This is a genomic window from Candidatus Bartonella washoeensis Sb944nv (genome assembly GCF_000278135.1).
GTDB classification, from domain to species: domain Bacteria; phylum Pseudomonadota; class Alphaproteobacteria; order Rhizobiales; family Rhizobiaceae; genus Bartonella; species Bartonella washoeensis.
The window spans coordinates 64,823-78,766 of sequence record NZ_JH725022.1 but is presented as its reverse complement, the minus strand read 5'-3'; the positions used below and the strand labels follow the sequence as shown (position 1 = coordinate 78,766).

Sequence of the window (13,944 nt, the reverse complement as noted above, 5' to 3'; positions counted from 1 at the left end):
GACATCTCGGCTGTGGGTGGCTTTTGTTTCTTCGTTTTTTGAAAGGATAATACGATGTCGATTACAGCTGAACGTAAACAAGCTCTTGTCGCGGAATACGCAAATAAAATTGGTGATACGGGATCTCCAGAAGTGCAGATCGCTGTACTTTCTGAGCGTATTTCTAATTTGACTAACCATTTCAAATCTCACAAAAAGGATAATCATTCTCGTCGTGGTCTTTTGAAGATGGTGTCTCAGCGCCGACGCCTGCTTGATTACCTTAAAGGAATTGACCAAGATCGTTACCAGACACTTATCAGGAGGTTAGGTTTGCGTCGCTAAAAGAAAAATGGGTGGAGAATATTTCTAAACAAATCCACCCATTTTTTCAATTTGCCGCTTTAGTATAAGAACTTTAAAAACTGATAAGTAACCATCATGGGGCAGGATTGCTAGTTGCTTTGCGTTTGAATTGCGATTTATTCTTCATTTTGTCGCAAAAAGACAGAAGTCTCTTGTTGTCCTGCCCATAGCTTTAAAATATGCTACGCAAAACCAGAATGTGAGCACTTAAAGATGTCAACACTGGTCGTTAAGGATAAAAAATGTTCAAAACGCATAAAATAGAAATTGAATGGGCCGGTCGGCCACTCACCCTCGAAACAGGGAAAATAGCCCGTCAAGCTGATGGTGCAGTAATTGCCACCTATGGTGAAACCATTGTTTTAGCTACCGTGGTGTCAGCAAAAAGCCCAAAACCAGATCAAGATTTTTTTCCACTTACCGTGAATTATCAAGAAAAATCCTATGCTGTTGGTAGAATACCTGGTGGTTATTTAAAACGTGAAAGCAGGCCAAGTGAAAGTGAAACATTGATTTCACGTTTAATCGATCGTCCCATTCGTCCCCTCTTCGCTAACGGTTATAAAAATGATACGCAAGTCATTGTTTCCGTGATACAGCATGACCTTGAAAATAATCCCGATATCCTTGCGATGATTGCATCTTCTGCCGCATTAACCCTGTCAGGTGTTCCTTTTATGGGCCCCATTGCTGGTGCGCGCGTTGGTTACTGTAATGGACAATACGTTCTCAATCCCCATATCGATGAAATGCCTGAATCAAAACTTGATCTTGTTGTTGCCGGAACAGAAAGTGCTGTATTGATGGTTGAATCAGAAGCACAAGAATTGCCTGAAGACATCATGTTAGGTGCAGTTATGTTTGGGCACAAAGGTTTTCAACCCGTTCTTGATGCCATTATCAAACTTGCCGAAGTTGCTGCAAAAGATCCGCGCGATTTCATTCCCGAAGATCTCTCTGATCTCGAAGAAGCTATGCTGAAAATGGCCGAAGAGGATATAAGAAAAGCTTACCAAATTACTGATAAACAAGAACGTTATGCCGCGATTGATGCACTTAAAACAGAAGTCATCAATAAATTTATGCCCGAAATGGAAGAAGACTGTAAATTCAGTGCAGATCAAATTGCAACCGTTTTCAAACAGTTGCAAGCAAAAATTGTTCGCTGGAATATTCTTGATACAAAAAAGCGTATTGATGGCCGTGACCTTTCAACAGTACGTCCCATCCAATCAGAAGTTGGTATTTTGCCTCGAACACATGGATCAGCACTCTTTACCCGTGGAGAAACACAAGCAATTGTCGTTGCAACACTAGGAACTGGAGAAGATGAACAATATGTGGACTCCTTAACGGGTATGTATAAAGAAACATTCCTCCTCCATTACAATTTCCCGCCATTTTCAGTAGGTGAAACAGGACGCCTTGGCTCTCCTGGCCGTCGCGAGATCGGCCATGGTAAACTGGCATGGCGTGCTATTCATCCTATGTTGCCGAATAAGGAATCTTTTCCTTATACCATTCGTGCTGTCTCAGAAATTACAGAATCCAATGGATCCTCTTCAATGGCAACAGTTTGCGGAACCTCTCTTGCTCTCATGGATGCCGGCGTTCCTCTGGCACGCCCGGTTGCAGGGATTGCCATGGGCTTGATTAAAGAAGGTGAACGCTTTGCTATTTTGTCTGATATTTTAGGGGATGAAGATCACCTCGGAGACATGGATTTTAAAGTAGCAGGAACAGAAAATGGTATTACTGCTTTGCAAATGGATATAAAAATTGATGGTATTACAGAAGAAATTATGAAAATCGCACTTGAGCAAGCCAAAGGCGGCCGAATCCATATCCTTAACGAAATGGCCAAAGCTTTAACCAGTGCACGTGATGAACTTAGCGAATTTTCTCCACGCATCGAAGTTATGAACATTTCTGTTGATAAAATCCGCGATGTTATCGGTTCTGGTGGCAAAGTAATCCGAGAAATTGTCGAACAAACTGGAGCTAAAATTAATATTGAAGATAATGGAACAATTAAAATCGCTTCTACCGATGCTAAAACCATCGAAGCAGCCAAGCGCTGGATTCATTCGATTGTTGATGAGCCTGAAGTTGGTGTTATCTATCAAGGAACAGTCGTAAAAACTGCAGAATTTGGAGCATTTGTAAACTTTTTTGGCTCACGGGATGGCCTCGTTCATATCTCTCAACTTACATCAGAACGCGTTACAAAAACAACAGATGTTGTTAAAGAAGGTGATAAAGTCTGGGTTAAATTAATGGGCTTTGATGAGCGTGGTAAAGTTCGGTTATCGATGAAAATTGTCGATCAACAGACTGGAAAAGAAATTACTGGTGATGATTCGATAAAAACAGAAAAAGAAAATTGCTTGGATGAAAAAAATAAATCTGAAAACAAGCGCCGTCGTAAGAAAAAAGAAGAGTAATCCTCTCCTCTTACCATAAAATTAAATGCCATCCCAAAATTGGAATGGCATTTTTCTTTGAAAGAACCACATGTGTTGTTATTTTTACCTTTTGAAAATTATACACTCCCCTATCCTGATTCAAGCCAAACTTGGCTAGGTGTTGGTTTAACTGAACTCCCCTCTCTACAATGGAGACAAAATTTACAAGTTATAACGCCTTGGCGACCAGACTTTTTAAAATTTACCAATGCCCAATTTCGCTGTTCTCCCCAAATAGATCAAACTTTCACCTATGATGGCGCACTTTTGTATTTAAGCAAATATCGTGGTTTCAACCAAAATTGTTTTCTTGATTTATTAGAACGTGTGAAACTTGGCGGATGGATTGTTATCGGTGGAAATAAAACTACCGGTGCTGCATCAATGATGAAATGGGTCAAGACAATTGTCCCCATTACTGATAAATTATCCAAAAATCATGGATTAGTATTCTGGCTTCAAGTTCCAGAACAGATAGATAGACAGAATATTACACATTTGCGCTCACCACCCCTCACTTTTGAAAATAAATTTCAAACCACTTCTGGTATGTTCTCGCACGGTCGTATTGATCTAGGCTCTGCTGCACTCGCTCTGCATATGCCGCAAATTATTTCAGGGAAGACTGCCGATTTTGGTGCTGGCTGGGGCTTCCTTTCTTACACTGCACTTGAAAGAAGTAAAAAACTAACCGCTCTCGACCTTTATGAAGCCGACTACAACGCTTTGAGAGCAGCCAAACAACATCTCAAACACATGAAAACCTCTCTTCCGATTCATTTTTATTGGTATGATCTTGTGCATGAACCAATCACAGATTTGTATGATACAATTATTTCAAACCCACCGTTTCACACACAACAAACTACAGATGTTTCATTGGGACAGCATTTCATTATAAATGCTGCAAAATACCTAAAACCGGGTGGCAATCTGCTTCTTGTTGCCAACCGCCACCTACCTTACGAAGCATTATTAAAAAATCTCTTTCGCACAGTATTGATACATGAAAAAGCTCATGGCTTCAAAATTATCGAAGCACGCCGTTAAACAAAAACAAGCGATCACTCTAAAGAATGAAACGTGAAAGATCGACATCAGCAGCAAGATCACCTATAGATTGTCTGACATAAGCAGCATCTATTTTAAACGATGTTCCAGCTTTATCGGGTGCAGTAAAAGAAATTTCATCCAAAACGCGCTCCATCACCGTTTGCAAACGACGTGCTCCTATATTTTCAATTCTTGCATTTAAATCTACGGCAATATCTGCTAAAGCATCAATTGCATCATCGGTAATTTCTAAGTGAACCTCTTCCGTTGCCATTAAAGCAATATATTGTTTAATCAGACTAGCTTCAGGTTCAGTCAAAATACGTCGTAAATCTTCCCTTGTTAAAGCATTTAGCTCGACACGAATAGGCAAACGACCTTGCAGTTCTGGCAATAAATCAGAAGGCTTGGAAACATGAAACGCGCCTGAAGCAATAAAAAGGATATGATCCGTTTTAATTTGCCCATATTTTGTACTAATCGTTGTTCCTTCAACCAGAGGCAAAAGATCGCGTTGAACGCCTTCACGCGAAACGGCAGCACCTGCTCCACCATCTCGAGTTGCAATTTTATCAATCTCATCGATAAAAACAATTCCATCATTTTCAGCAACACGGAGCGCTTCTTGAATAATTTGATCCTGATCAAGGAGTTTCTCAGATTCATCCTCAATGAGCGGCTTAAAAGCATCCTTTATTGTTGTTTTGCGGATTTTCGTACGACTCCCCATTTTGCCAAAAATATCTGACAAATTCATTATTCCCATTTGCGCGCCAGGCATACCAGGAATATCAAAAGTTGAAGCACTGTTGCTGTTATTATCAGCTACTTCAATTTCAATTTCTTTATCATCCAATTCACCTTCACGCAACTTTTTACGAAAGCTATCACGGGTAGCGGGGCTTGCTGTTTTACCAACAAGAGCATCTAAAACGCGTTCTTCGGCATTAATATGCGCTTTTACTTTTACTTCATCACGTTTTTTTTCACGCACAAGAGAAATCGCAATCTCAACAAGATCACGAATAATTTGCTCAACATCACGCCCCACATAACCAACTTCAGTAAATTTAGTGGCTTCTACCTTAACGAAAGGTGCTCCAGCAAGTTTTGCTAATCGACGCGCTATACCTGTTTTCCCAACACCTGTTGGTCCTATCATCAAAATATTTTTAGGCATAACCTCTTCACGCATCGGGCCATCAAGCTGTTGCCGACGCCACCGATTGCGCAGCGCAATAGCCACAGAACGTTTGGCATCATTTTGGCCAATAATAAAACGATCAAGTTCAGAAACAGTCTCACGAGGGGAAAATACAACACACATTCAAATAGCTTTCTCTAAAGAAGATAATTCTGCATCCAATGTTTCTATTGTGAAATGATCATTGGTGTAAACACAAATTTTAGCGGCAATATCCATAGCTTTACGGGCAATGGTTTCTGCATCTAAATCCATATCCATGAGTGCCCGCGCAGCAGAAAGAGCAAAATTGCCTCCAGAACCAATTGCCATGATTCCGTCTTCTGGTTCTAAAACATCACCAAGCCCTGTTAAAGCTAAAGTTATTTTCTTATCAGCCACAAGCATCATTGCTTCAAGACGACGCAAATAGCGGTCTGTTCGCCAGTCTTTTGCAAGTTCTACACATGCACGCATCAACTGATCAGGATATTGCTCAAGCTTAGTTTCTAATCTTTCCAGCAATGTGAAAGCATCTGCTGTAGCACCTGCAAAACCAGCGATAACCACTCCGCTCTTCCCAAGACGACGCACTTTACGTGCATTGCCTTTCATAATCGTCTGCCCAAGTGAAACCTGACCATCACCGGCCATTACTACTTTACCACCTTTTCGTACAGTAATAATAGTTGTACCATACATTATGTCTGGCTTATGTTCTGCCATAAAGAAACTCCTTAATATTGAACTTCTCGTTAATATTGATTTCTTTGCATCAAATGTAAAATTCAATCACTATTTTCTTTATTTAAGAACATATACAGCAAAACACAATGATTTAGCACAACTCAATTCGTTGCAATAAAAAAAATGATACCATTGTTGTCAATGCAAATTGTTGCTAAATAACTTTATGTAAACAGTTTGCGCCTTGTAGAGGAAAAGTTATGAAAAAAATAGCCATAGGAACATTAGGCGGAACGATTGCAATGGCTGCTGACAGTTTTGGCCAAATGCAACCAACTTTAACTTCAGATATACTCATCAAAAGTGTTCCTGATTTAAATAACGTTGCTGACATTCATGCGCAAACATTAACGCAATTACCCAGTGGATCTCTATCTTTCAAAATTCTTTTTGAAATAATAGAATGGGCAACACAACAAATAAAAGCTGGCGCAGAAGGTATTGTTTTAACTCAAGGTACTGATACACTGGAAGAAACAGCTTTTTTTCTTTCCCTCTACTGGAAGAGAGCTGAGCCCCTCATTGTAACTGGTGCTATGCGTATACCCTGTGAAGCAGGTGCTGATGGACCTGCTAATATTTTGGCAGCAACCCGCGTTGCTACTGATCCACAAAGTCGAAACAGAGGCGTTCTCGTTGTAATCAACGATACAATTCATTCACCTTATTGGCTTCAGAAAAGTCATACCGTCAAAGTTGAAACATTCCAATCAGGTTTAGCAGGTACTTTAGGAACTATTTTGGAAGGAAAATTGATTTATTTCAATGATCGAAATTTCTTCCCAACAACGTTTGATCTTCCCCAAAATGATGATCACCAAGTCGCTCTCCTCTATTCCTCTTTATCTTCTGATACACAGTTAATGAAATTCTGTCTTGAAAGTGGGTATTATGCTGGACTTGTCATCGCTGGTTTCGGTTCAGGACACTGTAGTTTTCAAGCAGCTGACATTGTGCGACAATATGCACCAAAAATGCCAATCATTATTGCTAGCCGTTGTTGTAATGGACCAACAAGCCGTATAACTTATGGTTATAAAGGTTCAGAAACCGATATGATCACGTCCGGTGCTCTTATGTCTGGTTATTTATCAGCAGTAAAAGCACGTCTACTTTTATGGGCTTTTTTAGCACAAGGACACTCATTGGCACAAATCAATGCACAATGGAATGATTGGACTATAAGTTAACTAAAAATTATCTCCTATCTCAAAAGGCGAGAACATGCAAAATAAAATTCGTTTAAATACAAAAAAAGCTGCTTTTTTGTCCCTCATCATTGCTGCTGTAAAACAAACTTCGACCAATACAAATGACTGATATGATTTTATCACAAATTGAGCAAGAAGATAAACTGGTCAAGCCCATTTCTGATCTGCATTCACCCTATAGTATCTTTACTGCACAGGAATGGTCTCAATTTCGTGCAGATACACCCCTCACTTTGACCTTTGATGAAATCAAGCGTTTACGTTCAATTGGTGATCCGATTGATCTTAAAGAAGTGCAGCGCATTTATCTTTCTTTGTCGCGTCTGTTATCATGCCATGTTGAAGCAGTACAGGAACTCTTTCAAAAACGTCAGCAATTTTTACATCCAAAAGAAACTCCCAAAACTCCCTTTATCATTGGAATTGCTGGCTCTGTTGCTGTAGGAAAATCCACAACTGCTCGTATTCTTCAAGAACTTTTGAAGCGTTGGACATCTAGTTTTAAAGTTGATCTCATTACAACCGATGGTTTTCTTTATCCTAACGCTGTCTTACAGCAAAAAAATCGTATGAATCGTAAAGGATTTCCTGACTCCTATGATATCAAAAAATTGCTGAACTTCCTTTCTGCTATAAAAGCCGGTGTTGGTAATGTCAGGGCTCCGCTTTATTCTCATATGACTTATGATGTTCTGGAAGATCAGACAATTACCATTGACCGTCCCGATATCTTAATTATTGAAGGAATTAATGTGCTACAGGTCAGTGATCTTCCTACGGACGGGAAAATCATTCCATTCGTTTCAGACTTTTTTGATTTTTCAATCTATGTAGATGCTGAAACAGAAGTGATACGCTGCTGGTACTTAGAACGTTTTAAACGTTTACGCAAAACAGCTTTTAAAAATCCTGAATCCTATTTTCACCGTTATGCATTGTTGAGTGAAGAAGAAGCTTTAAAAATCGCTGAAAATATTTGGCAAACGATTAATTTGAAAAATTTACAAGAAAATATATTGCCAACACGACCACGATCTAATCTCATTCTACGCAAAGGAAAAAAACACTTGGTTGAATATGTCGCACTGCGACGACTATAAGGATTCTTTAAATATGCATATACATTCCATTCATTTTACATCAAAACGTGTCAATAATAGTTGTCCCGTCTTCTTGGTAACCCCCAAAAATCTTGCGGATTTATCACTTGATGCGTCAACAAGAGCATGGATAAAGGTGAATGACTTCACTGGCAAAGCGGGACAAATACTCTTCGTTCCTCATGAAACAGGGCATTTAAAAAAAGTTTTATTTGGACTTGGCAATGGTGAGGAGCCTTTTATTACAGGGATTCTTGCTAAAAATCTCCCCGCTGGTCAGTGGCATTTAGAAGGAGCAGCCTCCCATGAAATTAATATCTATCTTGGGTTGGCATTCGGAAGCTATCAGTTCAACCGTTATCGTAAAAATTCTTCCCTCAAATCACTTTCAATTCATGTCAACGACACGGTTGATCTCGATGAGCTTCAACGTCTTTATGAAACTGTCTTTTTTGTCCGTGATCTCATCAATATTCCAGCTAATGATATGAATCCTGATACTCTCGAGAAAGAAGCCCGTCAACTGGGAGAAACCTATAGTGCTCATGTTGAAACTATTCATGGAGATGAACTCTTAACACATAATTTTCCGATGATTCATGCCGTGGGACGCGCCGGTAGCACTGCACCACGACTGATTGAATTACACTGGGGACAAGAAAACCACCCTAAAATAACATTGGTAGGTAAAGGTGTAACCTTTGATACTGGAGGTCTTGATATTAAATCAGCCAATAACATGTCGCTTATGAAGAAAGACATGGGAGGAGGAGCTCATGTGTTGGGGCTGGCTAAACTTATCATGGATGCTAAATTACCCTTCCGTCTGCGTGTTTTGATTCCAGCCGTTGAAAATGCAATTTCTGCCAACGCTTACCGACCAGGCGATATTCTCCAAAGTCGTAAAGGTTTAAGTGTTGAAATTGGCAATACAGATGCTGAAGGTCGACTTATCCTTGCCGATGCACTCACCTATGGTGATGAAGAAAGTCCGCAATTCATGCTTTGCATGGCGACTTTAACAGGAGCAGCACGTATAGCATTAGGACCAGATCTTCCTGCATTTTATTGTAATGATTCAATATGGGCGCAACAAATTTCTCAATCTGCTCAGTCTGTTTCTGATCCTCTTTGGCAAATGCCACTTTGGAAACCCTATCAGGAAATGTTATCGTCACCAGTTGCTGACCTTAACAATATAAGTGGAAATAACTATGCTGGCTCCATAACCGCTGCTTTATTTCTTAACTTTTTTGTTGAAAAAGCCAAACATTTTGCACATTTTGACCTTTATGGATGGATTCCAAAAGAAAAACCAGGCTACCCTGTTGGCGGTTCTGCACAAGCTATTCGTGCTCTTTATAACCTTTTTAAAAATGAAGTTTGACACAAAATAAACATATAAATAGATAATTATGGAAATTGAAGGGCGATTGTTCTTCACCTTTAATTGTGTTTTGTAATTTATTTTGGGTATAAAAATCCTACCAATAGTGGTTAGCGCGAGCCCATTTAAAGGTAAAAAATAAAAGGTAAAAAATGTTCTCTAAAGATCCTAGGTTAAATGCATTCAGAGATGATCTAGCAGACAAACGTCTTGAAAAAGAAGTTACAGCTCAGCGTTTTGTGCAAGGTGAAATAAGACGCGTTAATGTACCTGTTGCTGGACTTTTTAAAGAAAATAGTAAAAAAAGTGAAATGCAGACAGAGTGTTTATTGGGAGAAGAACTTCGCATCTTTGAATACGGGGAAGTTATGTCGTGGGGACAATCTCTCAAAGATGGTTATGTTGGCTATATTGATACAAAAGCGCTTTGTACATCAACCGTAAAACAAACACATGTTGTTTCAGCCCCACGTACTTTTCAATATTTCCAAGCTGACTTGCGTGGACCAGTAGAATATGCTTTATCCATAGGAAGTAAGGTAAGCGTTGTTGATGAAATTGAAGTCCGTGAAACCAATTATTCTATACTTGAAAGCGGGAAAGCAATCATTAGCAATCATCTCAGTCCGATTGGCAAAGTTTATAAAGATTATGTTACAGTTGCTGAAATGTTGATGCATACACCTTACCTTTGGGGTGGAACCAGTGGTTTTGGAATTGATTGCTCAGGACTGATCCAGCTTTCTATGATAATGGCTGGTCATGTGGTTTTACGTGATACTGACATGCAACAAAAAACTATAGGAAATCAACTCTCAGAAAATGATAAACTTCAACGAGGTGATTTGATTTTCTGGAAGGGTCATGCCGCTATTATGGTTGATCATGAAAATATCATTCATTCAAATGGTTTCTCTATGGATGTTATGGTCGAACCACTGGAAAAAGCAATTACACGTATTGCTCAAAAATATCAACGATATCCTATAGAAAAACGCCGTCCAACACTAGGAATATAGTACGTGCTTTTGATATTAAGCATAAGAGACAAGTAACTACGGTATTACGTTTTTCCATGAGTCCGCTTTGAATTTTTATAACGGGGTAAGTTGTGACTAATTTCTGATCTCATATGAAAGAAAAGTACCTTCACAAAATTATTTATGTTGAATAGGCTTAATCACTTGGTCTTTTCTCAAACCTTATATTCAACATTCACGCATTTTGGGGATATTGGAAAAACCAGTGAACTGATTTTCTGAATGGCTTTTATTAAAATACTGCATATTAAACACAACATATTAATTCACAACAATAAATTATTAACACGCATACTGAATTAAATCTCTTGATAAGATCATATTTCATTGTTTAAGATACTCTTACTCTGAAACAGAAAAAACTCTTCAATAACAGGTCAGGAAAAGAATTACAGCGTCTTTATTTTGAAAGAAGATGAAATCATACAGTAAAAATTACTGTTCAGCTTCACCATTTCTGTTTCGTTCAACTCCATAGCTTTCAAAAGTACTAAGCACAATATTTTTTAAATAATAGAGATTATGCAGTGTCTTACGTTTTTTTATGGAATCTAGATCTTCATGAAAATATCCTCATACCATTGTATTGCTCAGTCGCGTACTTACTTAGATAGCTTTACTTTCTCCTAATTTCATCTCTCAGCGCTATCCTCTATAAATATATAACGCAAAATGCGCTAAGGACCACAATCTTTATTATGTTTGTGAAGCCATATAACAGCCTCATCATATTCAGCCTACCGTTAGTGTTGCATTTACTCTTATATTTAAACAGTTTATTGGTCGTATGTTTCATCCATTCTAAAAATACTTTTAAAGTCACACGCCCTCTTATAGACCTGTCATTAAACAATGAAATATGATCTTATCAAGAGATGTTGATTTAATATGTGTAATAATAATTTACATTATCGATCAATAGGTTGTCATAGAAGTATATCATGGTAACGCTTCAGAAGTGGGTCATGTAAAAAAGAAAAATCTTCAATAAAAACTGCAAAATCCTTCCTTCAAAAGAATCTTCTGAAATCTCACCTATCATCAATGTCTCATGAAACAGACTGCTTTTATTTGTAAGCGGCATTTCCTCTTGTGAATAAATCTTTGATTTATAATGATAATTTATCGTTTTGCATATTGAGTGAGAGACCCTAATACCGTAGGATTCTTTCATTTCAAATCTGTTATATTGAATCAATTAAAATCACTTTCTTGCATGCCACAAGCGAAGCTGGCGTGTGGGTAAAAACACTTAAAAAAAGGAATAAAATGCCTCTAACGAACCGTCTTAATGCAAAAACTTTCTAACATTGAAAGCTGGAAAATAGGATAATGGCGGCGGCTTGCACCTTTATAAGCATAAAGATAGTGATGCATAATAGTTTTTAATATCATTCACGAGCGCCGTTATGAGATAGGCTTAAAGATATTAAGAGATGTCTCTTTAAAATAAGTGCATGAACGTGCAACACCATGGCCTTCTGTTTTTTCTGAAGGACATGACTCCATTAAAAAACGTGATAAACAAAAGCGCGAGGCAATGCGTAATCTCTATTCCTAACACATTAAAGAAGGAAATTTTTCAATACTTTAACCAATGGCTTATCAGCATCAGGCATAGGATATTTATCAAGATCGCCAATAAAAATCCATTTTAAATTTTGCCCTTCTCGTCCTTGCACAACACCTTTATAATGGTAACAAAGATACAATGGCATTAAGAGATGAAATGTTTCGTAGCCATAACTCGCAAATGTTAAAGGTAATAAATTATCTGCCTGAACATGTATACCAAGCTCTTCCTCTAATTCCCGAATCAACGATGCTTCTGGAGTTTCACCTTGCTCAATCTTACCACCAGGAAACTCCCATAAACCAGCCAATGATTTTCCCTGAGGACGTTCTGCAAGCAAAACACGATTAGCTTGATCCAACAATGCGCATGCAACGACAAGAAGAAGCGAACTTTTTATAGGCATATTGCTCTCCAACAGAGATAACTGTTTCTTCTATCATAAACCCCTATTCCAAGACGAAAGAGTTCAAATACCTAGTCCTCTTCGAAAGATATAAAGATATCCGATATCAAATTTATAGTGTATCAGTTAACTTCTATAATCGCCATTGATCATAACGTACTCCTGCGTTAAATCGCAAGACCAAACTGTCGCTTTACCAACACCCAATCCGATATCAACACGTATTGTGATGTGTTTACCTTGCATATAAGTGCCGATTGTCTCCTCACGATACTCAGGATCTCGTTCACCATTGATCGCCAAACGATGTTCTCCAAACCAAATCGTCAACAGATCACGATCTACTTCAACACCTGCCTTACCCACTGCCATAACCACCCGTCCCCAATTGGCATCTTCACCGGCAATGGCTGTTTTTACAAGTGGTGAATTTGCAATTGATAGAGCAACAGTCTTAGCAGCACTATCTGTTGTGGCACCAGTTACATTAACTTCAATTAAATGACGAGCACCTTCGCCATCACAAACAACTTGTAATGCAAGCTCACGCAAAAGCCCACTCAATTGCTTTGCGAATACCTCATAACGTGGATCAGATTTACTCATGAGAGGCAGAAAATTCCCCTTTACTTTTCCTGTGGCAAACATCATCAATGTATCTGATGTTGAGGTATCACTATCGACAGTGATCGAATTGAAAGATCCCTGAACTGCCTCTGATAACATGGATTGAAGTATATCCGAAGAAATATCTGCATCACTTACAACAAAGGAGAGCGTCGTCGCCATATCTGGTGCAATCATACCGGCACCTTTTGCAATCCCGTTAATGGTGACAGTCTCTCCCCCACAATCAAATCTGCGCGTAGAAAGTTTTGGAAATGTATCAGTTGTCATAATGGCTTTTGCAGCCTCCAACCAGTTTCCTTCTTCTGCTGTCGCCGCCATATTTGGTAAAAGATTTACAACGCAGGCAGCATCCATCGGCTCACCAATAACACCCGTAGAAGCTATAAAAATTTCATTTTCTTTAACCTTTAAAGCGCTCGCTGCAGCACGCGCTATTGAATCTGTTGTTTGTTTTCCTTTGCGTCCCGTAAAAGCATTTGCATTCCCAGAATTAACAACAACACCCCGAGCAACTCCATGGGGAAGTGATGCGCGACAATGATCCACAGGAGCAGATGGGCATTGTGAGCGCGTAAAAACACCTGCCACACTGGCTGGCTCATCGAATAAGATGAAAAGAAGGTCCGTACGACCTTTATATTTAATCCCAGCTTCAGCTGTTGCTATCCGCACACCAGATAATGGCGGAAGCTCCTGTATATTTCTAGGAGATAAAGGAGATATTTTAAAAACCACAGAACGCTTCTCATAAAAAAACAGATGAAATGATTACAGATAAATGTCCTTTAGCAAAAGACAGCTAGG

At 38.9% G+C, this 13,944-nt stretch carries 11 protein-coding genes; 7 read left to right on the top strand and 4 right to left on the bottom strand.

Features of this window, described 5'->3' with window-relative positions:
• The first annotated feature begins 54 nt into the window (after nucleotides 1-54).
• The 3 genes from rpsO (at nucleotide 55) to MCQ_RS00300 (ending at nucleotide 3,860) form a co-directional block, all read left to right on the top strand.
• Nucleotides 55-324: a 30S ribosomal protein S15 gene (gene rpsO / locus MCQ_RS00310; RefSeq protein ID WP_006922840.1), complete on the top strand. Its 270-nt coding sequence runs from the start codon at nucleotides 55-57 to the stop codon at nucleotides 322-324.
• 263 nt (nucleotides 325-587) lie between these two features.
• Nucleotides 588-2,789, top strand: coding sequence for a polyribonucleotide nucleotidyltransferase (gene pnp / locus MCQ_RS00305; protein WP_006922839.1), 2,202 nt, complete (start codon nucleotides 588-590; stop codon nucleotides 2,787-2,789).
• A gap of 72 nt (nucleotides 2,790-2,861) precedes the next feature.
• Nucleotides 2,862-3,860 (top strand): class I SAM-dependent methyltransferase, encoded by a 999-nt coding sequence (locus tag MCQ_RS00300; RefSeq protein WP_035007617.1) that lies wholly within the window; start codon nucleotides 2,862-2,864, stop codon nucleotides 3,858-3,860.
• A gap of 19 nt (nucleotides 3,861-3,879) precedes the next feature.
• On the opposite strand, the gene hslU is transcribed toward MCQ_RS00300, so the two are convergent.
• Both hslU and hslV read right to left on the bottom strand, forming a co-directional pair.
• A complete protein-coding gene (gene hslU, locus MCQ_RS00295; RefSeq protein ID WP_006922837.1) occupies nucleotides 3,880-5,190 on the bottom strand; it encodes an ATP-dependent protease ATPase subunit HslU in 1,311 nt (436 codons plus the stop codon).
• Nucleotides 5,191-5,772: an ATP-dependent protease subunit HslV gene (hslV, locus tag MCQ_RS00290; RefSeq protein ID WP_006922836.1), complete on the bottom strand. Its 582-nt coding sequence runs from the start codon at nucleotides 5,770-5,772 to the stop codon at nucleotides 5,191-5,193.
• Nucleotides 5,773-5,993: 221 nt separating this feature from the next.
• On the opposite strand from hslV, the gene MCQ_RS00285 reads away from it, so the two are divergent.
• The 4 genes from MCQ_RS00285 (at nucleotide 5,994) to MCQ_RS00270 (ending at nucleotide 10,510) form a co-directional block, all read left to right on the top strand.
• Nucleotides 5,994-6,983 carry an asparaginase gene (locus tag MCQ_RS00285; protein ID WP_006922835.1) on the top strand — a complete coding sequence of 330 codons (990 nt, stop codon included), beginning with the start codon at nucleotides 5,994-5,996 and terminating at the stop codon, nucleotides 6,981-6,983.
• 131 nt (nucleotides 6,984-7,114) lie between these two features.
• On the top strand, nucleotides 7,115-8,104 hold the full coding sequence (gene coaA, locus MCQ_RS00280; RefSeq protein WP_420021776.1) for a type I pantothenate kinase: 990 nt from the start codon (nucleotides 7,115-7,117) through the stop codon (nucleotides 8,102-8,104).
• A gap of 13 nt (nucleotides 8,105-8,117) precedes the next feature.
• A complete protein-coding gene (locus tag MCQ_RS00275) occupies nucleotides 8,118-9,491 on the top strand; it encodes a leucyl aminopeptidase family protein (protein WP_006922832.1) in 1,374 nt (457 codons plus the stop codon).
• 152 nt (nucleotides 9,492-9,643) lie between these two features.
• Nucleotides 9,644-10,510: a C40 family peptidase gene (locus tag MCQ_RS00270; RefSeq protein WP_006922831.1), complete on the top strand. Its 867-nt coding sequence runs from the start codon at nucleotides 9,644-9,646 to the stop codon at nucleotides 10,508-10,510.
• Between the two features lie 1,586 nt (nucleotides 10,511-12,096).
• On the opposite strand, the gene MCQ_RS00260 is transcribed toward MCQ_RS00270, so the two are convergent.
• Together MCQ_RS00260 and argJ are read right to left on the bottom strand one after the other, a co-directional pair.
• On the bottom strand, nucleotides 12,097-12,510 hold the full coding sequence (locus MCQ_RS00260) for a (deoxy)nucleoside triphosphate pyrophosphohydrolase (RefSeq protein WP_006922830.1): 414 nt from the start codon (nucleotides 12,508-12,510) through the stop codon (nucleotides 12,097-12,099).
• Between the two features lie 126 nt (nucleotides 12,511-12,636).
• Nucleotides 12,637-13,875 carry a bifunctional glutamate N-acetyltransferase/amino-acid acetyltransferase ArgJ gene (gene argJ / locus MCQ_RS00255; RefSeq protein ID WP_006922828.1) on the bottom strand — a complete coding sequence of 413 codons (1,239 nt, stop codon included), beginning with the start codon at nucleotides 13,873-13,875 and terminating at the stop codon, nucleotides 12,637-12,639.
• Nucleotides 13,876-13,944 lie beyond the last annotated feature (69 nt).